The 26,033-nt window shown below is 59.0% G+C and carries 27 protein-coding genes and 1 tRNA gene; 12 read left to right on the forward strand and 16 right to left on the reverse strand.

Annotation, left to right across the window (positions count from 1 at the left end; all coding sequences use genetic code 11):
- The first annotated feature begins 17 nt into the window (after positions 1–17).
- The 3 genes from V8J85_RS02415 to V8J85_RS02425 all read left to right on the forward strand — a co-directional run bounded on the left by V8J85_RS02415 (position 18) and on the right by V8J85_RS02425 (position 5,253).
- A tRNA-Pro gene (locus tag V8J85_RS02415) sits at positions 18–94 on the forward strand.
- A 525-nt stretch (positions 95–619) separates the two neighbouring features.
- Positions 620–4,255: a vitamin B12-dependent ribonucleotide reductase gene (locus tag V8J85_RS02420; RefSeq protein ID WP_339951861.1), complete on the forward strand. Its 3,636-nt coding sequence runs from the start codon at positions 620–622 to the stop codon at positions 4,253–4,255.
- Between the two features lie 212 nt (positions 4,256–4,467).
- Positions 4,468–5,253 carry a TIGR00266 family protein gene (locus V8J85_RS02425; RefSeq protein ID WP_339951863.1) on the forward strand — a complete coding sequence of 262 codons (786 nt, stop codon included), beginning with the start codon at positions 4,468–4,470 and terminating at the stop codon, positions 5,251–5,253.
- On the opposite strand, the gene V8J85_RS02430 is transcribed toward V8J85_RS02425, so the two are convergent.
- From V8J85_RS02430 to V8J85_RS02455, 6 genes are all read right to left on the reverse strand, one after another.
- Positions 5,250–5,669 carry a cupin domain-containing protein gene (locus V8J85_RS02430; protein WP_339951865.1) on the reverse strand — a complete coding sequence of 140 codons (420 nt, stop codon included), beginning with the start codon at positions 5,667–5,669 and terminating at the stop codon, positions 5,250–5,252. The genes V8J85_RS02425 and V8J85_RS02430 overlap by 4 nt on opposite strands.
- A 127-nt stretch (positions 5,670–5,796) precedes the next feature.
- A complete protein-coding gene (locus V8J85_RS02435) occupies positions 5,797–6,303 on the reverse strand; it encodes a GNAT family N-acetyltransferase (protein WP_339951867.1) in 507 nt (168 codons plus the stop codon).
- Complete coding sequence (eno, locus tag V8J85_RS02440) at positions 6,300–7,574, reverse strand: phosphopyruvate hydratase (protein ID WP_339951869.1); 1,275 nt, start codon at positions 7,572–7,574, stop codon at positions 6,300–6,302. Before eno ends, V8J85_RS02435 begins: the two co-directional genes overlap by 4 nt.
- Before the next feature lie 39 nt (positions 7,575–7,613).
- On the reverse strand, positions 7,614–8,504 hold the full coding sequence (locus V8J85_RS02445) for a DMT family transporter (protein ID WP_339951871.1): 891 nt from the start codon (positions 8,502–8,504) through the stop codon (positions 7,614–7,616).
- A complete protein-coding gene (locus V8J85_RS02450; protein WP_339951873.1) occupies positions 8,504–9,187 on the reverse strand; it encodes an NYN domain-containing protein in 684 nt (227 codons plus the stop codon). The genes V8J85_RS02445 and V8J85_RS02450 overlap by 1 nt, the downstream gene beginning before the upstream one ends.
- Positions 9,184–9,600, reverse strand: a complete 417-nt coding sequence (locus tag V8J85_RS02455) for a Fur family transcriptional regulator (RefSeq protein WP_339953058.1) — start codon at positions 9,598–9,600, stop codon at positions 9,184–9,186. Before V8J85_RS02455 ends, V8J85_RS02450 begins: the two co-directional genes overlap by 4 nt.
- A 136-nt stretch (positions 9,601–9,736) precedes the next feature.
- Between V8J85_RS02455 and V8J85_RS02460 the strand changes: the two genes are divergently transcribed.
- Positions 9,737–10,480: a DUF533 domain-containing protein gene (locus V8J85_RS02460; RefSeq protein ID WP_339951875.1), complete on the forward strand. Its 744-nt coding sequence runs from the start codon at positions 9,737–9,739 to the stop codon at positions 10,478–10,480.
- Here V8J85_RS02460 and V8J85_RS02465 read toward each other — a convergent pair whose 3' ends face one another.
- On the reverse strand, positions 10,481–11,326 hold the full coding sequence (locus tag V8J85_RS02465; protein ID WP_339951877.1) for a PhzF family phenazine biosynthesis protein: 846 nt from the start codon (positions 11,324–11,326) through the stop codon (positions 10,481–10,483).
- Between the two features lie 48 nt (positions 11,327–11,374).
- The gene (locus tag V8J85_RS02470) at positions 11,375–12,142 is read right to left on the reverse strand and encodes a GNAT family N-acetyltransferase (protein WP_339951879.1); all 768 of its coding nucleotides are present in this window, start codon (positions 12,140–12,142) and stop codon (positions 11,375–11,377) included.
- Positions 12,143–12,187: 45 nt separating this feature from the next.
- Between V8J85_RS02470 and V8J85_RS02475 the strand changes: the two genes are divergently transcribed.
- Entirely contained in the window at positions 12,188–12,319 is a 132-nt protein-coding gene (locus V8J85_RS02475; protein ID WP_339951881.1) for a hypothetical protein, read from the forward strand.
- On the opposite strand, the gene tyrS is transcribed toward V8J85_RS02475, so the two are convergent.
- A complete protein-coding gene (gene tyrS / locus V8J85_RS02480) occupies positions 12,316–13,566 on the reverse strand; it encodes a tyrosine--tRNA ligase (protein WP_339951883.1) in 1,251 nt (416 codons plus the stop codon). The genes V8J85_RS02475 and tyrS overlap by 4 nt on opposite strands.
- 63 nt (positions 13,567–13,629) lie before the next feature.
- Between tyrS and V8J85_RS02485 the strand changes: the two genes are divergently transcribed.
- Together V8J85_RS02485 and V8J85_RS02490 are read left to right on the forward strand one after the other, a co-directional pair.
- Complete coding sequence (locus V8J85_RS02485; protein WP_339951885.1) at positions 13,630–14,721, forward strand: anhydro-N-acetylmuramic acid kinase; 1,092 nt, start codon at positions 13,630–13,632, stop codon at positions 14,719–14,721.
- Positions 14,722–14,945: 224 nt separating this feature from the next.
- Complete coding sequence (locus V8J85_RS02490; RefSeq protein ID WP_339951887.1) at positions 14,946–15,593, forward strand: outer membrane protein; 648 nt, start codon at positions 14,946–14,948, stop codon at positions 15,591–15,593.
- Between the two features lie 93 nt (positions 15,594–15,686).
- Here V8J85_RS02490 and V8J85_RS02495 read toward each other — a convergent pair whose 3' ends face one another.
- From V8J85_RS02495 to soxR, 3 genes are read right to left on the reverse strand one after another with little or no spacing between them, the layout of a single operon-like run.
- Positions 15,687–16,487 (reverse strand): isocitrate lyase/PEP mutase family protein, encoded by an 801-nt coding sequence (locus tag V8J85_RS02495; protein WP_339951889.1) that lies wholly within the window; start codon positions 16,485–16,487, stop codon positions 15,687–15,689.
- 17 nt (positions 16,488–16,504) lie between these two features.
- Positions 16,505–17,677: a pyridoxal phosphate-dependent aminotransferase gene (locus tag V8J85_RS02500; RefSeq protein ID WP_339951891.1), complete on the reverse strand. Its 1,173-nt coding sequence runs from the start codon at positions 17,675–17,677 to the stop codon at positions 16,505–16,507.
- A 31-nt stretch (positions 17,678–17,708) separates the two neighbouring features.
- Complete coding sequence (soxR, locus tag V8J85_RS02505; protein ID WP_339951893.1) at positions 17,709–18,152, reverse strand: redox-sensitive transcriptional activator SoxR; 444 nt, start codon at positions 18,150–18,152, stop codon at positions 17,709–17,711.
- 255 nt (positions 18,153–18,407) lie between these two features.
- Here soxR and V8J85_RS02510 point away from each other — a divergent pair, with 255 nt between their 5' ends.
- On the forward strand, positions 18,408–18,797 hold the full coding sequence (locus V8J85_RS02510) for a VOC family protein (RefSeq protein WP_339951895.1): 390 nt from the start codon (positions 18,408–18,410) through the stop codon (positions 18,795–18,797).
- Here the strand turns inward: V8J85_RS02510 and V8J85_RS02515 are convergent.
- Complete coding sequence (locus V8J85_RS02515) at positions 18,784–19,122, reverse strand: MmcQ/YjbR family DNA-binding protein (protein WP_339951897.1); 339 nt, start codon at positions 19,120–19,122, stop codon at positions 18,784–18,786. The genes V8J85_RS02510 and V8J85_RS02515 overlap by 14 nt on opposite strands.
- Before the next feature lie 34 nt (positions 19,123–19,156).
- Here V8J85_RS02515 and V8J85_RS02520 point away from each other — a divergent pair, with 34 nt between their 5' ends.
- Positions 19,157–19,684: a DUF1697 domain-containing protein gene (locus V8J85_RS02520; RefSeq protein ID WP_339951899.1), complete on the forward strand. Its 528-nt coding sequence runs from the start codon at positions 19,157–19,159 to the stop codon at positions 19,682–19,684.
- A gap of 116 nt (positions 19,685–19,800) precedes the next feature.
- On the opposite strand, the gene V8J85_RS02525 is transcribed toward V8J85_RS02520, so the two are convergent.
- Both V8J85_RS02525 and V8J85_RS02530 read right to left on the reverse strand, forming a co-directional pair.
- Positions 19,801–20,217 (reverse strand): hypothetical protein, encoded by a 417-nt coding sequence (locus tag V8J85_RS02525; RefSeq protein ID WP_339951901.1) that lies wholly within the window; start codon positions 20,215–20,217, stop codon positions 19,801–19,803.
- The gene (locus V8J85_RS02530; RefSeq protein ID WP_339951903.1) at positions 20,210–20,587 is read right to left on the reverse strand and encodes a hypothetical protein; all 378 of its coding nucleotides are present in this window, start codon (positions 20,585–20,587) and stop codon (positions 20,210–20,212) included. Before V8J85_RS02530 ends, V8J85_RS02525 begins: the two co-directional genes overlap by 8 nt.
- Positions 20,588–20,881: 294 nt before the next feature.
- On the opposite strand from V8J85_RS02530, the gene cysS reads away from it, so the two are divergent.
- The 3 genes from cysS to V8J85_RS02545 all read left to right on the forward strand — a co-directional run bounded on the left by cysS (position 20,882) and on the right by V8J85_RS02545 (position 24,800).
- On the forward strand, positions 20,882–22,315 hold the full coding sequence (gene cysS / locus V8J85_RS02535) for a cysteine--tRNA ligase (protein ID WP_339951905.1): 1,434 nt from the start codon (positions 20,882–20,884) through the stop codon (positions 22,313–22,315).
- A gap of 67 nt (positions 22,316–22,382) precedes the next feature.
- Positions 22,383–24,002 (forward strand): citramalate synthase, encoded by a 1,620-nt coding sequence (gene cimA, locus V8J85_RS02540; protein WP_339951907.1) that lies wholly within the window; start codon positions 22,383–22,385, stop codon positions 24,000–24,002.
- A 30-nt stretch (positions 24,003–24,032) separates the two neighbouring features.
- Complete coding sequence (locus V8J85_RS02545) at positions 24,033–24,800, forward strand: squalene/phytoene synthase family protein (RefSeq protein WP_339951909.1); 768 nt, start codon at positions 24,033–24,035, stop codon at positions 24,798–24,800.
- Here V8J85_RS02545 and V8J85_RS02550 read toward each other — a convergent pair whose 3' ends face one another.
- Positions 24,801–26,024, reverse strand: a complete 1,224-nt coding sequence (locus V8J85_RS02550) for an MFS transporter (protein WP_339951911.1) — start codon at positions 26,022–26,024, stop codon at positions 24,801–24,803.
- Positions 26,025–26,033: the final 9 nt, after the last annotated feature.

Here is a 26,033-nt window from a genome sequence, read left to right on the forward strand (position 1 = left end):
TAAAGACGCGCATGGTTCGGGGCGTGGCGCAGTCTGGTAGCGCACCTGTTTTGGGTACAGGGGGTCGTGAGTTCGAATCTCGCCGCCCCGACCATCCTCACAAAGCTCGATGATTCGCTCGTGCAGCGCATCGCTTTGCGGCAGCGCCAAGCTGTTGTTAATAATGCATTAATAAACGTTAATCTGCGGTTCTTTCACGCGACACCCTCAACCGCTGTCTCAGCGGCTTGTCGTAAGTCAGCCAAAGCAAACGGCTTTCCCGGTTTTGTGATGTGAATTGTTTTGTGGACAAACCGGTGGGTGAATCGGTTGTCGCTTTCCGCGCTGTTCGCTGCGAACCGCGTCAACAGAATTAATCGACATTTTGTGTTAAAAATCCGTTGACCCCCTAGGGCTAGATGCGTCAGGTTGTGCGGGCCAACGGACAACACACAACATGTTGTGGTGGCACGGGGACAGTATCAATACATGGACATCGCTGCCAGGCCATGTTCCGCGACCAACCGGTCACTGACCGGCAGGCATAGTGTTGACTGACTGACCTTGTTTGAGTGGGCGCCACCGTGTGGCGCAAGATCAGGTTCAGGCCGCAACGACGGCAAAAAAACGGGGCAGACCGATGAAAATCGAACGCAATTTCACAAAGGCCGATCAGGACGCATATGCCGACCTGGATTTCAAAATCACGACGTCGGAAATCCGGAATCCGGACGGCACGGTGGTTTTCAAATTGGACGAATGTGAAATTCCGGGCGGGTGGAGCCAGGTTGCGTCTGACGTGATCGCGCAGAAATATTTCCGCAAGGCCGGTGTCCCGTCAAAGCTGAAAAAGGTGAAGGAAAAGGGTGTGCCATCGTTCCTATGGCGGTCCGAACCAGCGACGGGCGCGACGTTCGGTGGCGAGACCTCGGCCAAGCAAGTGTTCGATCGTCTTGCGGGCGCCTGGACGTATTGGGGCTGGAAGGGCGGCTATTTCTCGACCGAGGATGATGCGCGCGCCTATTTTGACGAAATGCGTTACATGCTGGCGACACAGCGCGCCGCACCGAACTCGCCCCAATGGTTCAATACCGGCCTGCACTGGGCCTACGGTATCGATGGCCCGGCGCAGGGTCACTATTACGTCGATTTCGAAACAGGCAAGCTGACCAAATCAGCGTCGTCTTACGAGCACCCGCAACCGCATGCCTGTTTTATCCAGTCGGTCGATGACGATCTGGTCAATGACGGCGGTATCATGGACCTTTGGGTGCGTGAGGCGCGACTGTTCAAATACGGCTCTGGCACCGGCACCAACTTCTCATCGCTCCGGGGCGAGGGTGAGCCACTGTCCGGTGGTGGCAAATCCTCTGGCCTCATGGGCTTTCTGAAGATCGGTGACCGCGCCGCTGGCGCGATCAAATCAGGCGGGACAACCCGCAGGGCAGCGAAAATGGTGATCGTGGATGCCGATCACCCGGATATCGAGGAATTCATCAACTGGAAGGTCATTGAAGAGCAGAAAGTGGCGTCCATCGTCGCAGGCTCGAAGATGCACGAGCGCTACCTGAACGCGATCTTCCAGGCGATCAAATCCTGGGATGGGGACGCCGACGCGGCCTATGATCCCAAGACAAATACTTCTCTGGCCTCAGCCGTGCGCGACGCCAAAAAGTCTGCGATCCCAGAAACTTACATCAAGCGTGTGCTCGACTACGCCAAACAGGGCTATGACAGCATCGAATTCCCGACCTACGACACGGATTGGGACTCGGAGGCCTATTCCAGCGTTTCCGGCCAAAACTCCAACAACTCCATCCGCGTCACCGATGCCTTTTTGAAGGCCGTCGAAGATGACGCCAACTGGAAACTGATCAACCGCAAGAACGGCGAGGTCGCCAAGATCATCAAGGCCCGCGATCTGTGGGAGCAGGTGGGCCATGCTGCATGGGCCTGCGCCGACCCGGGCATTCAGTACCATGACACGGTCAATGCGTGGCACACCTGCCCGGAAGATGGTGAGATTCGCGGCTCAAACCCTTGCTCTGAATACATGTTCCTCGATGACACGGCCTGTAACCTGGCCTCGATGAACTTGCTGACCTTCTACAAGGACGGCGCCTTTCAGGCCGAGGATTACATCCACGCGACCCGTCTTTGGACCGTGACGCTTGAGATCAGCGTGCTGATGGCACAGTTCCCCTCCAAGGAAATCGCGCAGCGGTCCTATGACTTCCGCACGTTGGGGTTGGGCTACGCCAATATCGGCGGCCTCCTGATGAACATGGGCCTTGGTTATGACAGCGACGAAGGGCGCGCGATGGGGGCCGCGCTGACGGCGATCCTGTCCGGTGTGTCCTATGCGACCTCCGCCGAGATGGCGGGCGAGTTGGGCACCTTCCCGGGCTACAAAAAGAACGCCAAGCACATGCTGCGGGTGATCAAAAACCACCGGCAGGCCGCGCTTTGCAAGACGACCGGGTATGACAAGCTGGACGTGAAGCCGGTCGCGCTGGACCATGCCAACTGCCCCGATCCAAAGCTGATCGAACTGGCCGTGTCCGCTTGGGACGAAGCCTATGCGATGGGTAAGAAAAACGGTTACCGCAACGCGCAGGTCTCGGTCATCGCGCCGACCGGTACGATTGGTCTGGTAATGGATTGCGATACGACAGGGATCGAGCCTGACTTTGCACTGGTGAAGTTCAAGAAATTGGCTGGTGGCGGTTACTTTAAGATCATTAACCAGTCCGTGCCTGCGGCCCTGACCAAACTGGGCTATGGCTCTGCCCAGATCGAAGAAATCATCGCCTATGCCGTGGGCCACGGTTCCATCGGGCAGGCGCCAGCCATTAACCATACCTCGTTGATCGGGCATGGCTTCGGGCAGGCGGAACTCGATAAGGTGGAAGGCGCGCTCGCCTCTGCCTTTGACATCCGCTTTGTCTTCAACCAGTGGACGCTGGGCGAGGAATTCTGCACCAAGACGCTGGGTATCCCGGCCGAAAAGCTGAACGACCCGACATTCGATCTGCTGCGCCATCTTGGTTACAGCAAACAGGATATCGACGCCGCCAACGACCATGTCTGCGGAACGATGACGCTGGAAGGCGCACCACATCTGAAGGAAGAACACTACAATGTCTTCGATTGTGCCAACCCATGCGGCAAAAAAGGCAAGCGTTATCTGAGCGTTGACAGCCATATCTATATGATGGCTGCGGCGCAGTCCTTCATCTCGGGCGCGATTTCGAAGACGATCAACATGCCGAACGACGCGACGATCGAGGATTGCCAAAAGGCATACGAACTCAGCTGGTCGCTGGGGATCAAGGCGAATGCGCTTTACCGTGATGGGTCGAAACTGTCTCAACCTCTGGCGGCGGCCTTGGTTGAGGATGATGATGAAGCGATGGAGACCTTGGAATCAGGCACGCCGCAGCAAAAGGCTGCCGTTCTGGCCGAGAAAGTCGTCGAAAAGATCATCGTGCAAGAGGTTCGCAACCGTGAACGCGAGAAGATGCCGCAGCGGCGCAAGGGCTATACCCAAAAGGCGATTGTTGGCGGCCACAAGGTTTATCTGCGCACGGGTGAGTACGAAGATGGATCGCTTGGTGAGATCTTCATCGACATGCACAAGGAAGGTGCCGGTTTCCGCGCGATGATGAACAACTTCGCAATCGCCGTGTCGGTTGGTCTTCAATATGGCGTGCCGCTTGAGGAATTCGTGGATGCGTTCACATTCACCAAATTCGAACCGGCAGGCATGGTGCAGGGCAATGACAGCATCAAGAATGCGACGTCGATCCTTGATTACATCTTCCGCGAACTTGCCGTCAGCTACCTCGACCGCACCGATCTGGCGCATGTGAAGCCGGAAGGGGCCACATTCGATGATATCGGCCGGGGCGAGCAGGAAGGTGTCTCGAATATTCAGGCACCGACCGAGAATGCGGCGACCAAGTCCTTGGAAGTATTGAAGCAAATCTCATCGACAGGTTATCTGCGAAAGCGGATGCCACAGGATCTGGTGGTACTCCAGGGTGGGGTGGGGGCGACAGCCTTGGCCACCGGGACGGATGCATCTGCGGCGCTGCAGACCCTCGTGCCGCAAGTGGGCGAGGTCGTAACCTCAACAAGTATCTCGGCCCGCGACAAGGCCAAGATGCAGGGCTATGAGGGCGACCCTTGTGGCGAATGCGGCAACTATACGCTGGTACGGAACGGGACTTGCATGAAATGCAATACATGCGGAGGGACCTCCGGGTGTAGCTAAGCGGAATCTGGGGCGGGTGCGCCCGCCCCGGCGTGGATCGGGCCGCAGGCAAAAAACCGAGCGGTATATAATGAGTGAGCCTGATCGACGAAACTACGGGAGGACTTCGGTCCTCCCTTTTTTCTTTGTATGGGTATGGCTTTCCTTACATTGTGGTCAGAATGAGATTGCTTAAATATGAATATTAAGTCATTGAAAAGAGGAGTATTTTGATGCGTTGTCATGAAGTTGACTACGAAATTTTCGGCGATGATATGCAGATCGTCGAGGTTGAACTTGATCCGAAAGAAACCGTCATCGCCGAAGCGGGTGCGATGAATTACATAGAAGACGGGATCGGGTTCGAGACCAAGATGGGTGATGGATCGCGGCCCAATAGCGGTATCATGGATTCGCTGTTGAATGTCGGTAAGCGCGTGCTGACCGGTGAGTCGATCTTCATGACCCATTTCACCAATAACGGGCAGGGCAAGAAACGTGTGGCGTTCGCGGCGCCATATCCGGGCAAGATCATTCCGGTGAATATGGCCCTGATCGGAGAAGAGCTGATTTGTCAGAAGGATGCTTTCCTATGCGCGGCCTTTGGGACGTCGACTGACATCGCCTTTCAGAAACGTCTGGGTGCCGGGTTCTTCGGTGGAGAAGGCTTTATTTTACAAAGGCTTAGCGGTGATGGCATGGCGTTCATCCATATGGGTGGGACGGTCATCAAACGCGAGCTGCGTCCGGGTGAAGTGATGCGCGTCGATACCGGGTGTATTGGCGCGTTTTCAGCGGGTGTGGATTACGATATTGAGCGGGCTGGTGGTTTGAAATCTATGGTGTTTGGCGGTGAAGGCCTGTTTCTGGCGACCTTGCGCGGGCCGGGGACGGTGTATTTGCAAAGTCTGCCTTTTTCGCGTTTGGCGGATCGGATTTTGCGAGCGGCGGGGCCGGGCGGCAGTAAGGGCGAAGGGTCGGTGCTGGGCGGTTTGGGTGATTTGTTTGGGGACCGCTAGCGTGGGATATCAAAGCCGGGTTCAGCGAGGGTAAAGCCTTCGAACTGAAACCCGGGCGAGACGGTGCAGCCGACGAGCGTCCAATCGCCTGTGGTGCGGGCGGCTTGCCAAAACCCTTTGGGAACAATGGCTTGTGGGGTCTGGTGTAACGCCAGGTCCGGCCCGAGGATGTGGTCAATCGCTGGGCCTTTGTCGCTTTCGGCAATAGACAGGACCAGCGGCGCGCCCGCGTAGTAGTGCCAGATTTCGACGGCATCGACGTGGTGCCAATGGCTGGATTCCCCATCTTTCAGCAGGAAATAGATGCAGGTTCCGGTGGGGCGTTCGTCATTTTCGGCCACCCAGGTTTGCCGGTAATAACCGCCTTCGGGATGCGGTTTCAGGGCGAGTTGTGCGATTATGTCGTCGGCTTTCATACGCCATTTTCCTTTGTCGGAATTCTATCGGAATTGCATCGGAATTCCATCGGACCTTTGCGCGCGGGGGTGGTGAAATACGTTAACGATTCATGTGTGCGCTTGTGCACAGAAACCACCAAATTTATCATAGCGGATGCTCGTAGAAGACGACGAGGTCGATGAAAGCCTTGGGCAGGTCGTGATAGGGGGCGGCCCGGGTGAACCCCATCCCTTCGTAAAGCGCCATGGCCTCGGGCAGCCGGACCATCGTGTCGAGGACAAAGCGTTTGTAGCCTGCGGCTTTCGCCCATGTCATCGCATCTTTGCAGAGATGTCGTGCGATGCCTTTGCCGCGGCCCTCGGGAGTGACGTAGACCCGCTTGATCTCGCAAGTCTCCGCGTCGATCCGGTGGGTCATGCCGCAAGCGATGATATCGTCGCCTTCGGTTGCGACGAAGATTTCTCCGTCGGGCGGGATGTGTTTGCCGGGCAGATCATCCATCAGTTTTTGATAGATCGGTGTGGCGTAGTAGTGATCGACCAGCCCGGGCAAGTCTGTTGTTCTTTCGAGCAGTATATCCCGATAGGCCCAGCAGAGGTCGCGCACGGCGGCGAGGTCATAATCGCCGCGCGCTGGCCTTATCGTGATCACTTGAGGATCGACCGCCCGGCATAGATGGCGGTTTCGCCCAAGAGCTCCTCGATCCGGATCAGTTGGTTGTATTTCGCCAACCGGTCGGAGCGGGAGAGCGAACCGGTTTTGATCTGACCGCAATTCGTGGCGACGGCGAGGTCGGCGATGGTGGCGTCTTCGGTTTCGCCAGAGCGGTGGGACATGACGTTGGTGAATTTCGCGCGGTGGGCCATGTCGACGGCTTGCAAGGTTTCGGTCAGCGATCCGATTTGGTTGACCTTCACCAGCATGGAATTGGCGGAGCCCTTGGCGATGCCGTCGGCGAGGCGGGCAGGGTTGGTCACGAAAAGGTCGTCACCGACCAGCTGTACCTTGTCGCCGATCAGGTCGGTGAGGGTTTTCCATCCGTCCCAATCGTCTTCGCTCATCCCGTCTTCGATGCTGATGATCGGGTAGTCGCTGGCGAGTTTGGCGAGGTACTCGGCGTTTTCCTGGGACGTCAACGAGATGCCTTCGCCGACCATCTCGTATTTGCCGTCCTTGTAATATTCGGTGGCCGCGCAATCGAGGGCGAGGTAGATGTCTTCGCCGGGTTTGTAGCCTGCCTTTTCGATGGACGTCATGATGAAGTCCAAGGCGACCCGTGTGCTTTCAAGGTTCGGAGCAAAGCCGCCTTCGTCACCGATGCCGGTGTTGTGGCCTGCGGCGCTGAGTTCTTTTTTCAGGGTGTGGAAGACTTCGGAGCCCATGCGCACGGCCTCGCGGATGTTGTCCGCGCTGACGGGCATGATCATGAATTCTTGGATATCGATAGGGTTATCAGCATGTTCACCACCATTGATGATGTTCATCATAGGGACGGGCAGGGTGCGGGCGGAGGTGCCGCCGATATAGCGGAAGAGCGGTTGCGCGGTGAAATCGGCGGCGGCCTTGGCGACGGCGAGGGAGACCCCGAGGATGGCGTTGGCGCCAAGCCGGCCTTTGTTGGGGGTGCTATCAAGTTCGATCATGGCCTCGTCGATGGCGACCTGTTCGGTGGCGTCGAAACCGACCAGCGCCTCGGCGATTTCGCCGTTCACCGCGGCCACGGCCTCCAGCACGCCTTTGCCCATGTAGCGGGATTTGTCGCCGTCCCGCTTTTCGACGGCCTCATGCGCGCCGGTTGAGGCACCTGATGGCACGGCGGCGCGGCCCATTGTGCCGTCTTCCAGGATCACGTCGACCTCCACCGTGGGGTTGCCCCGGCTGTCGAGAATTTCGCGGGCATGGATGTCGATGATCGTGCTCATTTGAGGCTCCTTGGCGGGATGTTAGCGGTATCGGGCGCTCTATAACGCTGGTTGTGACGCAAGGGAAGTGCGGCGCAAGCGGGCCTCGCGCCAGAGGGTGAAAAGGCCCGCGCCGACAACGATAGTGATGCCGAAAATGGTGGCCAGATCGGGCCGTTCGTTGAAGGCGAAATAGCCGATGATCAGCGCGAACAGCATGCGGCTGTAGCGGAAGGATGAGATGATGCCGGCATTGCCGATCCGGGTGGCGGCGACGATGGCGAGGTAGGCGAGCGATCCGATCAGGACGCCGCCTGCGAGGAGCGCCCATTCGGTGCCTTGCGGGATGGCCAGTGTGTCGCCTTGTATGAATGACAGCAGCAATGCGGCGGGTGTGACCAGCGCAAATGCATGCATGCCGAATTGCATGCCTGTCAGTTGCACGTTCAGGCCCCGGGTGATCACGTCGCGGGCGGCGAGGCCCAGCATGCCACCGACGGCGAGGAGCGTGGCCGGGATGAACCCATCCATGCCGGGCCGGATGATCAGGACGACACCGCAAAAGCCGATGAAGATCGCCGTCCAGCGGGGCCAGCCCATGGGTTGGCCCAGAAACAGCGATGCGGCGAGGGCGACGAGAAGGGGGGTGGCCTGGATGACGGCGGATGCGGTTGTGAGCGGGATGAGCGCGAGGGCGGAAACAAAAAAGCACGATCCGATGATTTCGCAGGTGCTGCGCGCGATGACGCCGCGATGCAGATAGTCGCGATGCCAGAGGGGTTGGCGTGCGATGAGGGACCAGATGACGAATAGGACCAGCCCGCCGAAGCAGAGGAACCCGAGGACCTGTCCGGGTGGGATCGTGTCCGAGAGTTGCTTGATCAGCGCGTCCTCGATCGCAAAGCATAGCATGGCGATGACCATGAAGGCGGCCCCGCGCAGGTTATCCATCAGCGCGGCCTGACCATGAGTTGCGACCCTTCGCGCTTGGTTTCGATCCCGTCAATGGCGCGGGCGAGGGTGGAGAGTTTGCCATGCCCATAGGTGCGCGGATCAAAGTCAGGGTGATCGGCCGCTATCATGCTGCCCAGCCGTGCCAGATGCACCCATTCGTCGTCGCTATCGATCTTGGTGAAGGCCTTCTGGAAGAGCCCGAGCGCTTCTGCCGCGCGATCCTGTCCGGTGTCTTTTTTCCCATGCACGATGTTTTCGATGAAAATGAAACGGTTGCAGACCGAAATCAGGGATGGCGGTGTCTTCTTTTCACCGATGCCGAAGACCGACAAGCCGTCTTCGCGCAGACGGTTGGCAAGTGCAGTGAAGTCGCTGTCGGAGGACACGATGACGAAGGCGTCGAATTTGCCGGAATGCAGGATGTCCATCGCGTCGATCACCAGCCCGATATCGCTGGCGTTCTTGCCGGTCGTGTTCGCCGATTCCTGTCGCGCGACGAGGCCGAGCGCGGGGATGATCCCGGCCCAGTTGCCCAGCCGTTTGTTGGACCAATCACCATAGACCCGGCGCAGGGCGGGTTCGCCCAAGCCGTTGATTTCCTTCAGGATCGCCTCGGCATGTTTAGCGGGCACGTTGTCGGCGTCGATCAGGACGGCCAGCAGGGGGCGTTCTTTGCTCATGATTTGTCCTTCAGGGGGACGCCGTAGAGTTCTAGCCGGTGGCCCATGAGTTTGTAGCCGAGTTTGGCGGCGATTTTTTCCTGCAGCGCTTCGATTTCCTCGTCGACGAATTCGATGACCTCGCCGGAATGGACGTCGATCAGGTGGTCATGATGGTCACGATCGGCGGGTTCGTAGCGGGCGCGGCCATCGCCGAATTCGTGTTTGTCGAGGATTCCGGCCTCTTCAAACAGCTTCACCGTACGGTAGACGGTGGCGAGTGATATCCGTGGGTCGGCGGCGACGGCGCGGTTGTAGAGCTCTTCGACGTCCGGGTGGTCGGTCGCATCCTCCAGCACCGCGGCGATGGTCCGTCGTTGGTCGGTCATCCGCAGGCCGTTTGCCTCGCAGCGTGACAGGATGTTTTGCGCCATGGACTGCCCCCGGATCGTCAGGTGTGATCCATGGCTTAGCGTGACTGGGCGGCGGTGGCCAGCCGGGTCGGGCAGAAAACCGTTCATGATTTGCGGCACCTGTGGCAGGTTACGATTATCTGGTGGGAGGACAATCATGAGTTTGATGAAGACGCTTGCGAAAGTGGCGATTGGTGTGGCGGTGGCCAAAGGGGCCTCGTCGATGATGAATAGAGGTGGATCCGGCGGTCTGATGGGTGGTCTGCAGCAGGCCGGCAGCGGTGGCGGACTGGGCGGGATGATGGGCTCGCTTCTGGGCGGTCGTGGTGGGCAGGGTGGCCTTGGTGGATTGCTGGAAGGCATGGGCGGCGCGCAGGGGCGCGGTGGCTTGGATAGCGTGATGGGCGGCCTTGCGGGCGGTGGTCTGGGTGGTCTGCTTGGCGGTATGATGGGCCGCGGGGCGCAGCAGCAGGAGGGGAGTTTTGGTGAGGTCTTCGCCTCACAATTCGATGAAAACCCGGAACCTGCGCGTCAGGCGACAGCGGATCAGGAGGCCGCGGCTGCCCTGATGCTGTCTGCCATGTTGCAGGCGGCGAAGTCGGACGGGAAGTTCGATGCGGGCGAGCAGGCGAAGTTGCAGGACCAGTTGCAGGATGTCGGCTCGGAAGAGCGTGCCTTTGTCGAGGCGGAGTTGCGCAAGCCCGTCGATGTGCAGGCTCTGGCCCGCGACGTGCCGCGGGGCATGGAGAGTCAGGTTTACATGATGTCGGTACTTGGTATCGACCTCGATAATCAGGCAGAGGCCCGGTATCTGGATAAGCTGGCTGGTGAGATGCAACTGTCCAAGGATGAGGTCAACGGTATTCATGACCAACTGGGTGCGCCACGGATTTACGGCTGATCAGGAATAGACCAGCACGCCTTCCATTGTCTTGACCGCTGTGCCGCTGATTGTGCTGCTTTTCCCGTCCGACTCTGCGTGGATGACGGACCGACGACCCATTTTTTCGCCTTGAATGATTGTTAAGGTCTGAGGTGTCGCACGTGTCTGGGCGAGGAGCATGGCGAGCGTCGCGGCGGCGCTACCTGTCGCCGGGTCCTCGGGTATGTTGTCGAGCGGTGCGAACATGCGGGCGTCGATTTGGGACGATTTGCGGATGTAGGCGAAGATCGCGAAATCGAGGCCGGCCGGGTGTTTCGTGGCCCCTTCGCGGATGGCGTCGACGTTGGGCTGGCAGGCATCAAGCGCGGCCTTGTCGGTCAGTTCGGCGAAAACGAAGGGTAGGCCGAGTGTCGCTTGGACCGGTGCATGGCTTTGCGTTGTGATCTGATCAGGTGAAAGGCCGAGCGCACGCGCGACAAGGGCCGGGTCTGGGCGAGCGACTTGTTCGAGAGATGCGGTGGTTGTAAAGCTGGCCATATCACCGTTGAACCGGCAGGGGATTGGCCCCATGCCGAGTTCCAGCACCATGTCCCCGTGATGCCCCCGATCCCGTAATGCTATGGCAGTGCCGATGGTCGGGTGCCCGGCAAACGGGATTTCGGTCGTAGGTGTGAAAATGCGGACCTTTGCCGTGTGATCAGGGTTTTCGGGCGGGTAGACGAACGTCGTCTCTGAGAAATTGAATTCGCGGGCGATCCTTTGCAAGTCGCCCTCGGGGAGGCCTGTTGCGTCCGGAATCACGGCCAGTTGATTGCCGCCGAAAGGGGCTTCGGTGAAGACGTCGTAGATGACGAATTGGGTCATGGTGGCCTCCTGTCGCTGAACCGTAGCAGCGGTGTCGGCGGGTGCCAGCTAAATCGGGCAGCGGAGCCAGGTGCCGCCCAGAGGCCTGACCCGCGCACCACTGCCGATTTTGAACCGGGCGAGGCCGGGGGTGTTTTCAGTGTCCACGCTTCCGAGGTCGAGGCGGGTAACGCCTTGTTTGGTGATGTATTCCGCAGCCAGATCGAGGAGCAGATGATGCGCGCAGTGTCGGCGACCATCATGGTTGCTCCAGCCGATATGATAGGTGGCAACCGGTTGGTGGCAGAGAAAGAGCATTGCCGCGACGGGGGTCTTCTTCTTGTAAGCTATCAGAACGATCACGTTGTCCGGATCATATGCGTGGATGATCGCGTGGGGGAGCGCGCGGTAACCCTTGGCTTTTTGCTGGGACAGATCGGCGTCCAGCAGCCAGTGGTGTTTGGCCGAGAATGTTTCCGTCGTTACCCTGATTTCCGCTGCCTGCGCCTTGCGCAAGTTGTATCGCCATTTGGCATGCGGCGCCCGGCGGGCGGTCAGGTCGATCTCAGCGACATGTGCGGCTGTTATGATCTGTCGGTAGCCCGCTTTGCCAAGGTCGTTTGTGTCATCGCCGTTGACGGTCAGTGGGCCGTTCCGGCGCAATGCATCCATATCGGGCGTGCCCGTCCAAATTGGCCCACGTGCCGCGAAGCTGATCCCGAAGCGATGGATGACGTGCAGGGGGACGGCGCCCGGGATGTCGGTGACCGATACCTTGCGCCCCAAACGCCGTAGCGCATCGTTGAACAGGGGATGTTGTTGCAGCGGTAATTCCATGCCGCCGTTAAGACATTCGAAACCTAATGACTTGTTAATGGGGCCATGACGGGGGCAACCGAGCCGAACACCGTGTTAGGTGTCAAAGCCCCACCGCCACGGCCCACGATTTTCGGGGCGTTTGTCGTGGCGGTGGTGGTGACGCTGCCGTTTGCGGTGCTTTTGCTGATCTTTTAGCCGAGTTGGACCAGCGCGTGGCGTTTCTTGCCCGCGCTGAGTTTCATCGGGCTTTCGAGGGCAGCTGCATCGACCATCAGACCCGCATTCGTCAGCGGTTCATCGTTCAGCTTGGCGCCGTTTTCGTTGATCAGACGCTTCGCTTCTTTGCCGCTGCCCGCCAGTCCCGCGCGGACGATGAGTTGCACGATGGAAATGCCGTCGCCCACATCATCGCTGCTTAACGTCAGGGTGGGAAGGTCATCGCCGACGCCGCCTTTTTCGAAGACCTCGCGTGCCGTGGCCTCGGCTGCCTTGGCGGCCTCTGCACCGTGGAGGAGCGTTGTGACCCCGTTGGCGAGGATGATCTTGGCCTCGTTGATTTCGGACCCTTCCAGCGCGCCCAAGCGGTCGCATTCCGCGACCGGGAGTTCGGTGAAGAGTTTCAGGAATTTACCCGTGTCCGCATCGGTCGTGTTCCGCCAGAACTGCCAGAATTCGTAGGGTGACAGCATGTCGCCGTTTAGCCAGACGGCTCCGCCTTGCGACTTGCCCATCTTGCGGCCATCGCTGGTCGTCAGAAGCGGTGTGGTCAGCCCGTATATCTCTTGGTCGGCGACGCGCCGGGTCAGGTCGATCCCGTTGACGATGTTGCCCCATTGATCGGACCCGCCCATCTGCAGCAGGCAGCCATAGCGCCGGTTGAGTTCAAGGAAATCATAGGCCTGCAGGATCATGTAATTGAATTCGAGGAAGGACAGCGATTGTTCGCGGTCGATCCGGGATTTGACGGATTCGAACGACAGCATCCGGTTGACCGAGAAATGCCGCCCGATATCCCGCAGGAAATCGAGGTAATTCAGGCCGTCCAGCCATTCGGCGTTGTTCAGCATGATCGCGTCGGTGGGCGCGTCGCCGTAAGAGAGGTACCGGGCGAAGACCTTTTGCAGGCTGTCGATGTTGGCGTCGATGGCGGCGTTATCGAGCAGCGGGCGCTCTTCGGACCGGAAGGAGGGGTCACCGACCTTGGTCGTCCCGCCGCCCATCAGCGTGATCGGCTTGTGCCCGGTCTTTTGCAGCCAGCGCAGGACCATGATGTTCATCAGATGGCCCACATGCAGCGACTTGGCGGTCGCATCATAGCCGATATAGGCCGGGACCACCCCGTTCGACAGCGCCTCGTCGAGGCCCTGATAATCCGTGCAGTCGGCGAGAAAGCCGCGCTCCATCATCGTGGCGATGAAATCGGATTTGGGGTGGTACGTCATCTGCTTGTTCCCGTGTTTCGCGTGGGGCAGTCTATAGTCAGGTCGATTGCCAAGGGGAAGCAGATGTTGAAGGACGGTGTTGTGACCGCGCTTGGCACGATGTCGGGCACGTCGCTTGATGGGGTCGATGCGGCTGTTTTGCAGACGGATGGTGAGCGGATCGCGGGGTTCGGACCGACAGCGTACCGGCCCTACAGCAAAGCTGAGCGGGCGGTCTTGCAGGCGCATTTGGGGCGTTGGCCGGAGGATGACATTTCAGCCGCAAAGGAGGTTGTCGAAGCAGCCCATCTGGCGGTTATGGCACCTTTTGAAGGGATCGATGTTGCGGGTTTTCATGGTCAGACGCTGGCCCATGATCCAGGTCGCGGCCGAACCCACCAATGCGGAGACGGGGGGCGTCTGGCACGGTCGCTGGGGTATCCGGTGGTCGGCGATTTTCGCAGTGCCGATATGCGTGGCGGCGGGCAGGGTGCGCCGCTGGCCCCATTTTATCACTTTGCGCTGGCGCACTGGATCAGGGCCGATGCGCCGATCGCCTTTCTGAATCTCGGCGGTGTGGGCAACATCACCTGGGTCGATCCGCGATTTTCCCGGCCCGAGGAGGAAGGTGCCTTGCTGGCTTTCGATACCGGTCCGGCAAATGCCCCGATCAACGATGTAATGCAGCGGTTGGCCGGTGTGCCCTATGACGACGGGGGTAAGTTGGCTGCGGAGGGTCGCGTAGATGCGTCCGTGCTGTCGGCATTCCAGCGCGATCCGTATTTCACCACCTCGCCGCCGAAATCGTTGGATCGGAATGCGTTTGGCCGTTTGTCCGGTGCCGTATCGGGTATGGCGCTTGCCGATGCTGTCGCCACGCTGACGCAGGCGGCGGTCTGGGCCGTGGTGCAGGCTCTTGCGCTGTGTCCGACGCGGCCAAACATGCTTTATGTCACCGGAGGCGGCCGGAAAAACCGAACGATGATGGATTGGCTGGCGCGCGATTGCTCATGTGATGTCGCGGCGGTTGAAAGTGCGGGAATGGATGGCGATATGCTAGAGGCGCAGGCTTTCGCATATCTGGCGGTGCGCGCGGCACGTGGGTTGCCGATTTCGGCACCGGGAACGACCGGAATCACCCGGCCCGCGGTAGGTGGTTATGTTTTCACTGGCTGAGTGGCGCCGTAAAAATGCCGTATTCTGATAAGCTGCCTGCGGATTTCGTGAAATAAATCACAAAAACTGACAGTATTGTTTCATTTTTGCGCGAGTATCGGCCCAAGTTTCGCCATATTTATCCAAATTCCTGCCGAGGGCGATCACACGCGCGTGAGCCCTATGGAACTTTTGTCATTAACTGCCAGTTAGACGTCACGGTAACCCGATTAACGGAGAATAAAATGAAACCGACAAACAATATCGTCCGCTCGACTTTGGTCGCCCTTCCTTTGGCCGTCTTTGGCGGCATGGCAACTGCGGGCGGTCTTGCTGAGCCAGTCGCGGCACCCGTACCAGTGGCACCGCCACCGGTCGTTCCTGTTGGCACTGACTGGACAGGATTTTATGCAGGTGGGCAGTTGGGCTTTGGCAGCGTAGAGGCCGAAGATGACGCCGGTGATGACCCGATCACAGGGGACGAAACCGGTCTGTTGTATGGTGTACACGCTGGCTATCTATATGATTTCGGCAACCTGGTTCTGGGTGGCGAACTCGATTACGACCTATCGAACATCGAGCCTGAGGTTGGCGACGACGCGAATTTCGAGGTCGACTCGGTCGCACGCGCGAAGGTGCTGCTTGGCTATGATGCAGGTCAATTTCTGCCCTATGTCACCGGTGGTGTCGCACAGCTGACCACGACTTCAGACGACGTGGACGCATTGGATACAGACAATGACGGCACATTCGCCGGTATCGGTGCAAAGTACCTGCTGAGCGACAGTATCATGCTTGGTGGTGAAGTGCTTCAGCACCAGTTTGACGATTACGTCGATGGCACGGATGTCGAAGCGACAACAGCGACATTGCGCGCATCGTTCCGCTTCTAAGAACCCCGAAGGACCGCTGACTGCCTCGCGACTGTCCCTCCGTGGCAGGTGGTCCTCAAGACAGCCCCGCAGCTCCCCGCTGCGGGGCTTCGTTTATGTGAGCAGCCGGTCGATTTTGCCCCCGATGCTGTGACCGAGCGCGTTGAAGCTGCCGGTTTCGAACATCTCGGTTGCGGCGTCGTACATGACCCGATGGGCAATCCGTGCGAGCGATGACCCCAGAGAAATGCGGGCGACGCCGATTTTGCCGAAATCACTGACCGTTTGCGCCGTGTAGGGCCCCGCGACAAGTGCGTTTACCGGTGCGTTGGTTGCCGACACGATTTTGGCCAAAGCCTCCATATCCGGTGGGATCGGGGCGTAGAGGCAATCGGCGCCCGCGGCTTCGAACCCTTGCAGTCGCGCGATGGCTTCGTCGGTGTCGTATTGTCCGCGCAGGATACCGTCGGCGCGCGCAGTGAGAACGAAGTCATTGGGGAGCGCCTTCGCAGCGGAAGCAGCGGCTTTGATCCGTTCGATGGCGATGTCGCAGTCGTAGGCTGTATTGTCGGGCAGGGCGATATCTTCGATACAGATTCCTGCCAGGCCGATTTCCGCGGCCAAACGCACGGTTTCAGCACAGGTGTCGGGATCGTCACCAAACCCGTTTTCGAAATCGCCTTGAACCGGGACTTTGGCGACAGAGAGGATGTCCGCGGCGTGACTTAGTGCCTCGTCCCGGGTGACCCCGTCGGGTTTGCCCAATGTGAAGGCGTGGGCGGCGGAAGATGTGGCAAGCGCCTTGGCCCCCATGGCCTGCATCATCTTGGCGGTGCCAAGGTCCCAGACATTGGCCAGAATGAACGGATCGCCCTTGACGTGGAGCGCGCGGAAGGTTTCGGCGGGATGGGTCATTTTGGTCTCCTCATTGTTCAGGCGGCGTTGGTTTGGGCGAAGGTGATCAGCTTTTGCAGAGCGCTGGCGTAACGGTCATCGTCGATCGTCATTGCGACCCTGACATGCCCGGCCGCGGCTTGCCCGAAGCTCTCGCCGGGCATGACCGCGATATGTTCCGTGTCGAGCAGCGTGTTGGCGAAATTGATGCCGCTGAGGCCGGTCGCACGGATGTCGAGCATGACGTACATGGCGCCTTGGGCCGGGATGGCCTTGACCATGTTTTGTGCCTTGAGCGCATCCATGGTGATCTGACGTCTGCGGTTGAATGGGGCGGCGATTTCGGCCTCTAACGCTGCGCCTTGCTGCAGGGCGTATTCGGCGGCGTCCTGGATATAGCCGGGCACGCCGTAGGTTGTATGTGTGGCGAGGTTGGCGAGGTGGCTGATTGCCGCTGCCGGCCCGCAGATCCAGCCGATCCGGCTGCCGGTCATGGCGTGGCTTTTGGACATGGAGCCGATGACGAGCGTGCGGTTGGCCATATCGGGAAGTTGGCGCGGGCTGATATGGGTGCCGTCCCAGATTTGGGTGTCGTAGACCTCGTCAGAGATGAGCCAAAGATTGTGGGTACGGCAGATACCCGAAATCTGTTCGAGAATGTGCTGATTGTAGATAAATCCGGTTGGATTATTTGGTGTGTTGATGAGGAGGGACTTTGCTGCGGGTGCAGCTTTGGCCAAGACATCCATATTCGGCACGAAATTTTGCGCCGGATCAGTGACGATGGCCCGCGGCATCGCGCCCGCCCCGCGGATCGTGCCGGGATAGGTGGCGTAGTAGGGATCGATATAAAGCGCAGTGTCGCCCGGATCGCAGGCGGCAATGTGCGCCGCGAAGAGGGCAGCTTGACCGCCAGGAGTGATCAGAATGTTGTCGGCGGTTGTGGGCACGCCGGTTCGCGCGGCGATCCGATCAGCGACGGTTTTCCGCAGCGATAGCGTGCCGGGGACGGCGGCGTAGCCTGTATGCCCGCCCAGTGCGGCCTGATGCATATTCTTGAGGATATCGGGGGCGGTGCGGATATCATGTTCGCCGATGGTCAGTTCGGCGACTTGCGTCCCCGCCGCGATCATCCGTCGGGCCTTGTAGAACACATCCCAACCGTCTGACCCACCGCCGGTGATGTTCGTTATGCGTGTCGAAAGGTTCATGCGCAGATGGAGCGCGTGCAGATAGGCGAAGTCAACCCGGCAGTTGCTTGAGGTTCCGGGGGCCGGGGCCTTCGGTCGCTTTGACGTCTTTGGGGTTATAGAGCGCGCAGGATTTGAGACTGAGGCAGCCGCAGCCGATGCAGCCGTCGAGTTTGTCACGCAGTTCTTCCAGTGCCGCGATTCGCTGGTCGATTTCTTTGCGGAAACCTTTGCTGATCCGGGTCCAGTCGGCCTTGGTCGGGGCTTTGTGATCGGGCAGGGCGTGCAGGTGTTCGGCGATGTCAGAGAGTGGGAAGCCTAGCTTTTGCGCCGCCATCACAAAGGACAATCGCCGGATGTCCGCCCGCCCGTAGCGCCTGTGTCCGCCCTTGTTGCGTAAGGGTTTGACGATGCCATGCGTTTCGTAGAACCGGATCGCCGACACGGCGAGGCCGGTGCGATAGGCCAGGTCTCCGATCGCTAGTCCCTGGGTCATGAAAATAATCCTTGATCTCAAGTTAACTTGAGAAATTAGAACAGGTTTGCGTTTTGAAAGAAAGAGGAGAAAGCGATGCGACAGAAGCCAACACAGCGTTACTGTGCTGACCCTCAAGCCCTTGCCGCGATGAAACGTGATGGCATGGGCTGGGGGCATGATCTGGAATGCGGATGCTTTGAGGCGCCTGCAACGCCGCGCCGACCCTCTGTCGTTAAGCGCGTGAATGACTGGTTTCGGAAAGGAATTTGAACCATGGCACAGTTGGAACATGTGAATATCACTGTATCAGACCCCAAGAAGACCGCCGCGATGCTGGCGGAGTTGTTTGGGTGGAAAACCCGTTGGGAAGGGTCGGCCATGGATGGCGCGGGCTATACGGTGCATGTGGGCAGCGATGACAGCTATGTCGCTGTTTATTCGGGGTCCAATCCTGAACAGACCGTGCCGAAAGGCGATGCCAGCTACATGACCCGTGGCGGCATGAACCATATCGGTGTGGTCGTGGATGATCTGGACGGGACCGAAGAAAAGGTGCTGGCGATGGGCTATCAGCCGCATTCCCACGGCGATTACGAACCCGGTCGCCGGTTCTATTTTCATGATCACGATGGGGTCGAGTTCGAGGTGGTCAGCTACCGCTGATCTCGGCCTGCGCCTTTTTGGTCAGCCCTTTGAAGATGAGGTCGTAAGAGGTCTGGATGCGATGCCGCATCTCGTCCTCTGCGGCGTCGAACGGAACCAGGACCCAGCTTTTGTGGAAATAGGGCGCCTTGGTCGCCGCGCCTGCGTCGATCAGCATTTGCGCGGTGTCGACGCTGTCGGTTTTGGCGGCGAAGCCGTCGATCCGTTCACCGAAACAGACGAACATCTTCCCGCCGACTTTCCAGCTGTCAAGCTCGGTCGTAGGGTCGGAGGCCACGGCACTGGGCATTTCGCTGCAGATTTGGTTGACCATTTCGCGTGACATGTGGTCAGGATGCCGCAGGCGACGGGGGCTGACAATGGCGAAATGGGTGGCGTTTCTGCGCGGAATCAATGTGGGCGGGCATCGCAAGGTGCCGATGATGGATTTGCGTCGCATCGTGGCCGAGCGGTTGTCGGGCCAAGATGTCTGCACCTATATCGCGTCGGGCAATGTGGTTTTCGAGGCCGAAGGGCGCGCGGACGACATTGCAAAGATGCTTCAGTCAGGGATGGCTGAAGTGTTTGGTTTTGTTGTGCCCGTTCTGGTACTGAATGATAAGATGATGCGCGGGGTGCTCGACAGCTGTCCATTTCCGCGTGATGCCGGAAAGGCCGTGCATGCGTATTTATGCCATGGCCCGCCTCAGCTTGATCAAGCGGGTGTCGATGCCATGCGCGCGCCAAACGAGCAAGTGGCCGTTAATGGCCAAACCGTCTGGCTTTACGCGCCTGATGGTATTGGCCGTTCAAAACTGGCCGCCAAGATGGAGCGCCTGCTGGGTGTAGAAGCCACGGCACGGAACCTGAATACTGTCGCGAAGATGGTGGAAATGTCGAACAGCTAGAGGTTTTGCATGCCGATGTTGTCCCGCATCGTCGTCATGCCGCCCGACCATGTGGTCGGGCGTTGATTTCACCTCACTTGGCACGATGTACCAAACGCTATGGTTTGATGCGTTGGCTAACCTCGGCAGCCGCGCTCTTGACGTGCTTGCTGGATCGCGATGCGTTCTCCGCGGAGCCTTGCAATGGCCTCGTCATCTTCGCTTAGCGCAGTTGAGAAGACAGGTAACATGCCAAGGGTCGCGACAGTGTCCAACATCACAAGGCCGCGTTGATTATCAACGGCGTCTGCTAGTTCGGTTTCGATCTCTACTGCGCGCACCTGCATCTCGTTGCATGAATAGAGGTCGAAGTTTGAACTGGATACACTGTCTGCTTCAATACCGCCCGGTGTTCGAGCGCAGGCCGAAAGAAGAAGAGCAGAGATGAGGATTAGTCGTGTCATTGGTGTTTCCGTTTGTTTGATTTCTTCTGCGTAGTGCGATGGCTGATATTCATCAGGGATGATGGATCGGTTTTGTTGGTGTCTATGCAACGCAACCACGTTCCTTGAAGGCCTGCCGGATGGCGATTTGTTCGCCCCGTAGTGTCGCAATGTCTTCGTCGGTGTCGCTGAGTGCGTTTGAAACACCGCTTAGAGCACCAAGCATGATGAGATTTTCAAACTGCGCACCGCCGTTCTGGCTGTCTTCGGCCTTTGCCAAGTCTTCGTTTATCATCCGGCTGCGGCTTTTCATCTGTGAGCATGACAATGCGTCGTAAGTTGAAGAAGAAACATTGGCTGTTCCGATATCGTCCGCTGTCTTTGCGCAGGCTGAAAGCAGCAACGCGGATATGAGCATTGGTATTCTCATGTTAGGTTCTCGTTCATCTGTTGAATCTTGCGGTTTTTTGCGCTTGGTCATAGCTCCGAAAACGCTGTTTTAATGTATACCTCAAAGGGTATTGTTGTTTTATACGTAGAAATACGTCAATTTTGTGATGCGCTAGCCGAGCGTGCGATCACGCAGATATTCAAGAGGTCGTTTTCTCTTGATCGTCTCATGTTCTCATGCTTATTACCAAGATTATGAAGAGCATCTGCATCATTCCGTGCTGCATTATTATCTGCTGACATCTGTCGCGGGTTGCTCTTTCACGTTTTCCATCTGACCTGAAGTTGTTAAGCCCGCGGCGCAACCCCATGCGCGTGAGGCATCATGACGACCATCCGGCTGACCAATACCAAGACCCGCAGGCGCGAGGAATTCGTGCCGCTCGATCCACAGAACGTGCGCATGTATCTCTGCGGGCCGACGGTTTACGATCGCGCGCATCTGGGTAATTCGCGCAATGTGCTGCTTTTTGACGTGTTGTTTCGGTTGCTGCGGCATCTCTATGGCGACGATCACATCACTTATGTCCGCAACTTCACCGACGTGGATGACAAGATCAACGCACGGGCTGCCGAGAGCGGCCGGGAGATCGGTGACATTACCGCTGAGACGACGCGGTGGTATCATCAGGATATGGACGCATTGGGTGCCTTGCGCCCGACGCACGAGCCGCGTGCGACGCAATACATGGCGCAGATGATCGCGATGATTGGCGATTTGGTCGAGAAGGGCCATGCCTATGCTGCCGACGGCCATGTTCTGTTCGCTGTCGAAAGCTATGCCGATTACGGCAAGCTGTCGGGCCGGTCGATCGACGACATGATCGCCGGTGCGCGGGTCGAGGTGGCACCCTATAAACGAAATCCGATGGATTTCGTGTTGTGGAAGCCCTCGGGCGACGGTCTGCCGGGGTGGGACAGCCCATGGGGGTATGGCCGCCCGGGCTGGCATATCGAATGCTCGGCCATGGCGCATGATCTGCTGGGCGAGACGTTTGATATTCATGGCGGCGGAAACGACCTGATGTTCCCGCATCATGAAAACGAGATCGCGCAGTCGGCTTGCGCGCATCCGTCGGGTGAGTTCGCGCGCTACTGGATCCATAATGAGATGCTGATGGTCGAGGGCAAGAAGATGTCCAAGTCCCTGGGTAACTTCTTTACCGTCCGCGATCTGCTTGATCAGGGCGTCCCGGGCGAGGTGATCCGCTTTGTCATGCTGGGCACCCATTACGGCAAGACGATGGACTGGACCGAAAAGCGGCGGGAGGAAGCCGAAGCGACGTTGCGCCGGTGGTACGGCATCCTGCACGGGCACGGCTTTGGGTCTGATCTGGTGGCGGCATTGCGCGCAGAGGGCAAATGGGAACCGGATGCGGAGTTCATCGGTGTTCTGGCCAACGATCTGAACACGCCGGGTGCCATGGCGCGCCTTCACGTGTTGGCAAAGGGCAGGACGCCTGCCGCCTTGGCAGGTTTCGCACATGGAATGGAAATGCTGGGTTTGATCAATGACTGGGCCGCAATCCCCATGTTCGACGGGGGAGAGGCCGGACCTGACGTGACGCCAGCCGTGGCCGCGCAGGTCGATGGATTGCTGGCTGCGCGGGCCGAAGCACGGGCTGCCAAGGATTGGACCCGGGCTGATGCGCTGCGGGACGTTTTGAACGCGGCGGGGGTGCAGGTCACCGATGTCGGTGGGCAGGCGACATGGGTGCCGGGGCCGGATTTCGATGCGGCCAAGTTGGGGGATGTGTGATGAAGAGTTTTCGTGACGAAAACTCTTGCGGGTGCAAAAATTTTGAAAAATTTTTGTGGGAGTTGGGATGTTGAGGGAACGTCTTTATCTCTTTGACACCACGCTGCGGGATGGCGCCCAGACGCAAGGTGTGCAGTTTTCCGCGGATGAAAAGCATCAGATCGCGGCTGTGCTGGATGAGCTGGGTGTCGACTATATCGAGGGGGGCTGGCCGGGGGCGAACCCGACCGATACGGTCTTTTTCGCGCAGCCCCCAAAGACAAAGGCGACGTTCACGGCGTTCGGGATGACCAAACGCAGCGGACGTTCGGCGGAGAATGACGACGTATTGGCGGCGGTCATGAATGCCGGAACGCCAGCGGTTTGTCTTGTTGGCAAGGCGCATGATTATCACATCACCAAGGCGCTTGGCACGTCGTTGGAAGACAATACCGCGAACCTGCGCGCGAGCTTTGCCCATATCAAGGCGGCGGGTCGCGAGGGGCTGTTCGATGCCGAGCATTTTTTCGACGGCTACAAGGCCAATCCGGATTATGCGCTGGAAGCCGTGCATGCCGCGTATGATGCGGGCGCCCGCTGGATCGTGCTGTGTGACACCAATGGCGGAACGTTGCCACACGATATCTTTGATATCGTGAAAGCCGTTATCGCCAGCGGTCTTCCGGGCGGTCATCTGGCGATCCATACACATAACGATACCGAGAATGCCGTGGCGGGGTCTCTGGCCGCCGTGATGGCGGGGTGTCGGCAGATCCAGGGCACGTTGAACGGGCTTGGCGAACGTTGTGGCAACGCCAATCTGACAACGCTGATCCCGACGCTTTTGCTTAAGGAACCTTATGCCAGCATGTTCGAAACAGGCGTCTCGCAGGATGCCTTGCGCGGGCTGCGCAAGGCGTCGCGCCTGCTTGACGATGTCTTGAACCGGGTTCCGGCGAAGCAGGCGCCTTACGTGGGCGCATCGGCCTTTGCCCATAAATCGGGCCTGCATGCGAGTGCCATTGCCAAGGATCCCGGCCTTTACGAGCATGTCGATCCGGCATCGGTGGGCAATACCCGCGTTGTGCCCATGTCCAATCAGGCCGGCCAATCCAACCTGCGGGCGCGGTTGGCGGATATGGGGATCGAAGTGGACGCCGGGAATCCGGCTTTGCCAAGGATCGTCGAGCGGATCAAGGAACGGGAGGCGCAGGGATTCACCTATGACGGCGCGCAGGCGAGTTTCGAAATCCTGGCGCGTGAGGAACTGGGGATTCTGCCGAATTTCTTTGAGGTCAAACGCTATCGCGTGACCATCGAGCGGCGCAAGGACAAGCGCAACAGGATGGTGTCGATTTCCGAAGCCGTCGTCGTCACCAAGGTGGGTGGTCAGAAGTTTCTGAACGTGTCCGAAAGCCAGGGCCCGGACGGGTCCGATCAGGGGCCGGTGAATGCGCTGGCCCGCGCATTGGTGAAGGACCTTGGCCCGTATCAGCGTCTGATCGAAGATATGAAACTGGTCGATTTCAAGGTCCGCATCACCAATGGCGGGACTGAGGCGGTGACGCGCGTCATCATCGATAGCGAGGACGGGCAGGGCCGTCGCTGGTCGACCGTCGGGGTCAGCGCCAACATCGTGGATGCGTCATTCGATGCTTTGGTCGACGCGATCAACTGGAAACTGATCCGTGATGGGGCGACCGGATAACTTGAGTATTTTTGGCGAGATGATGAGGTCATGAGCGTTCACGCCTGTGCCGCCCTTGTCGAAAAGGCCGATCCGGAGCGGTTTCGTGCGGCTATGGCGGCCCCTGTCGCTGCGCGTCGTGTGCTGTTTCCGCTTTATGCGTTCAATGTGGAGGTCGCCCGCGCCCCGTGGGTGACCGAAGAGCCGATGATCGCCGAGATGCGCCTGCAATGGTGGCGCGATGCGTTGGAGGAGATCGCGGCGGGTGGTTCGGTGCGCAAGCATGAGGTCGTGGATGCGTTGGCGGATGTTCTGGACGCTGAGGGGGCCAGTTGTCTGGATGCTTTGGTCGCTGCTCGCCGCTGGGACGTCTACACGGATCCGTTCGAGGATCAGGCGCATTTTGACGAATACATCGATGCGACATCCGCCCATCTGATGTGGACTGCGGCGCGGTTGCTGGGTGATGCCGAAGAGAAGGTCGTGCGCAAATTCGCCTTTGCCGTTGGTGTGGCGAACCTGTTTCGGGCCGTTCCGGCGTTGGAGGCGCGCGGGCGTAAGCCGTTGGTCGATGGTACCGTCGGAGGGGTCTATGCACTTGCGAAAAAGGCCGTTGCCGGTCGCAGCTATGCTGGCAAGGCCCGTCGTGCCGTATCGCGTGCCGCAGCACCGGCGCTGTTGTCGGGGTACATGGCCAGTCCGGTCTTGGCTCGGGTCTATCGTGACCCGCGTGCCGTTGCCCGTGCCGATTTGGAGTTCAATCCGCTGCGCGCCCGTTTGCGTCTTGCCCGCGTCGCGACCTTCGGGTGGTGGCGATAGTCAGGTCCGCGATGGGTTCGTTTTCGGTTGTCGCGTCAGCCAGATCAGCGCGGCACCGGCAAGGACGAGGAACGGCACCATGGCGAGGTTCACCGCGTTCCAGCCTTCGACGGCAGAGCCGCCCGAACAATTCATCAATCCGCCCGAGGCGAGGGAAGCGATCGTGACCATGCCGAAGACGATCATATCGTTCATGCCCTGGACCACGCCCCGCTCTTCGGGCCGGTGCGCACCGGCGAGCATCGTCGTGGCCCCGATGAACCCGAAATTCCAGCCCAAGCCCAAAAGGATCAGGGCGGCGTAGAAGTTTGTCAGTTCCACTCCTGCCAGCGCCACGATCCCGGCGAGCGCAAGCAGCACGAGCCCGACGGATACGATCCGTTCGACCCCGAACCGTGCGATAAGGTGCCCTGTGAAAAAGGACGGCGCGAACATGGCCAGCACATGGGCCGAGACGATGTCATTGGCGTTGTTCGTCGTGAATCCGCAGCCGACGACGGCAAGCGGTGTCGATGTCATCACCAGCGTCATCAGGGAGTAGGAAACCATGCCTACGATGATCGCGACCGCGATCCGGGGATCGCGGAGGAGTTCTTTGCGCGTCCGCCCCTTGATCGATTTCATCTCGGGCGTGGATCTGGAGCCTTTCGGTAGATCCAGAAAGAAGAACAACAGCATTCCGACGATGTTCAATGCAGCCACCGCCTGATAGGTGCCGAGAAATGGAACAACCTGTGCGTCTTGTACCAGCTTGTTGAGTTGTGGACCGATGATCGCCGCAAGGAGACCTCCGGCCAGGACATAGGAAATCGCTTTTGGCCGGAACACATCCGACGCCGTGTCGGTGGCGGCGAAACGGTAAAAACCCTGCGCCGACATATAAATGCCTGTTAGGTAAGACCCGGCCAATAAAAGCGAAAACGAACCGCTCTTGAGCGCCTCGGCGGCGACCAATGCGCCCGCAGCCCCGGCGAAGGCCCCCAGGAAAAACCCGAACCGTCGCCCGTTGCGCTGCATCAGCGGGCTGAGCCAGGGTGCCGTCGTCATTGAACCGAACAACATGAACGAGATCGGCAGCGTGGCGAGGCAGGGATTTGAGGCCAGTTGACCGCCTGCCAGCCCGCCGATGACCATGATCATCGGCATCTGCGCGCCAAGGATCGCCTGTGCAAGCACCAGAACGGTCACGTTGCGTTTCGCGCGGGTGTCATCGGTGATCGTCATATCGCTATC

It is taken from the genome of Yoonia sp. 2307UL14-13, from assembly GCF_037572755.1.
Classification (GTDB): Bacteria; Pseudomonadota; Alphaproteobacteria; order Rhodobacterales; family Rhodobacteraceae; genus Yoonia.

Bases quoted from the DNA above. Each gene is read 5' to 3' on its own strand.
- V8J85_RS02420 (WP_339951861.1), top strand. From the start codon at position 620: ATGAAAATCGAACGCAATTTCACAAAGGCCGATCAGGACGCATATGCC.
- V8J85_RS02425 (WP_339951863.1), top strand. From the start codon at position 4,468: ATGCGTTGTCATGAAGTTGACTACGAAATTTTCGGCGATGATATGCAG.
- V8J85_RS02430 (WP_339951865.1), bottom strand. From the start codon at position 5,669: ATGAAAGCCGACGACATAATCGCACAACTCGCCCTGAAACCGCATCCC.
- eno (WP_339951869.1), bottom strand. From the start codon at position 7,574: ATGAGCACGATCATCGACATCCATGCCCGCGAAATTCTCGACAGCCGG.
- V8J85_RS02445 (WP_339951871.1), bottom strand. From the start codon at position 8,504: ATGGATAACCTGCGCGGGGCCGCCTTCATGGTCATCGCCATGCTATGC.
- V8J85_RS02450 (WP_339951873.1), bottom strand. From the start codon at position 9,187: ATGAGCAAAGAACGCCCCCTGCTGGCCGTCCTGATCGACGCCGACAAC.
- V8J85_RS02455 (WP_339953058.1), bottom strand. From the start codon at position 9,600: ATGGCGCAAAACATCCTGTCACGCTGCGAGGCAAACGGCCTGCGGATG.
- V8J85_RS02460 (WP_339951875.1), top strand. From the start codon at position 9,737: ATGAGTTTGATGAAGACGCTTGCGAAAGTGGCGATTGGTGTGGCGGTG.
- V8J85_RS02465 (WP_339951877.1), bottom strand. From the start codon at position 11,326: ATGACCCAATTCGTCATCTACGACGTCTTCACCGAAGCCCCTTTCGGC.
- V8J85_RS02470 (WP_339951879.1), bottom strand. From the start codon at position 12,142: ATGGAATTACCGCTGCAACAACATCCCCTGTTCAACGATGCGCTACGG.
- V8J85_RS02475 (WP_339951881.1), top strand. From the start codon at position 12,188: ATGACGGGGGCAACCGAGCCGAACACCGTGTTAGGTGTCAAAGCCCCA.
- tyrS (WP_339951883.1), bottom strand. From the start codon at position 13,566: ATGACGTACCACCCCAAATCCGATTTCATCGCCACGATGATGGAGCGC.
- V8J85_RS02485 (WP_339951885.1), top strand. From the start codon at position 13,630: ATGTTGAAGGACGGTGTTGTGACCGCGCTTGGCACGATGTCGGGCACG.
- V8J85_RS02490 (WP_339951887.1), top strand. From the start codon at position 14,946: ATGAAACCGACAAACAATATCGTCCGCTCGACTTTGGTCGCCCTTCCT.
- V8J85_RS02495 (WP_339951889.1), bottom strand. From the start codon at position 16,487: ATGACCCATCCCGCCGAAACCTTCCGCGCGCTCCACGTCAAGGGCGAT.
- V8J85_RS02500 (WP_339951891.1), bottom strand. From the start codon at position 17,677: ATGAACCTTTCGACACGCATAACGAACATCACCGGCGGTGGGTCAGAC.
- soxR (WP_339951893.1), bottom strand. From the start codon at position 18,152: ATGACCCAGGGACTAGCGATCGGAGACCTGGCCTATCGCACCGGCCTC.
- V8J85_RS02510 (WP_339951895.1), top strand. From the start codon at position 18,408: ATGGCACAGTTGGAACATGTGAATATCACTGTATCAGACCCCAAGAAG.
- V8J85_RS02515 (WP_339951897.1), bottom strand. From the start codon at position 19,122: ATGTCACGCGAAATGGTCAACCAAATCTGCAGCGAAATGCCCAGTGCC.
- V8J85_RS02520 (WP_339951899.1), top strand. From the start codon at position 19,157: ATGGCGAAATGGGTGGCGTTTCTGCGCGGAATCAATGTGGGCGGGCAT.
- V8J85_RS02530 (WP_339951903.1), bottom strand. From the start codon at position 20,587: ATGACCAAGCGCAAAAAACCGCAAGATTCAACAGATGAACGAGAACCT.
- cysS (WP_339951905.1), top strand. From the start codon at position 20,882: ATGACGACCATCCGGCTGACCAATACCAAGACCCGCAGGCGCGAGGAA.
- cimA (WP_339951907.1), top strand. From the start codon at position 22,383: ATGTTGAGGGAACGTCTTTATCTCTTTGACACCACGCTGCGGGATGGC.
- V8J85_RS02545 (WP_339951909.1), top strand. From the start codon at position 24,033: ATGAGCGTTCACGCCTGTGCCGCCCTTGTCGAAAAGGCCGATCCGGAG.
- V8J85_RS02550 (WP_339951911.1), bottom strand. From the start codon at position 26,024: ATGACGATCACCGATGACACCCGCGCGAAACGCAACGTGACCGTTCTG.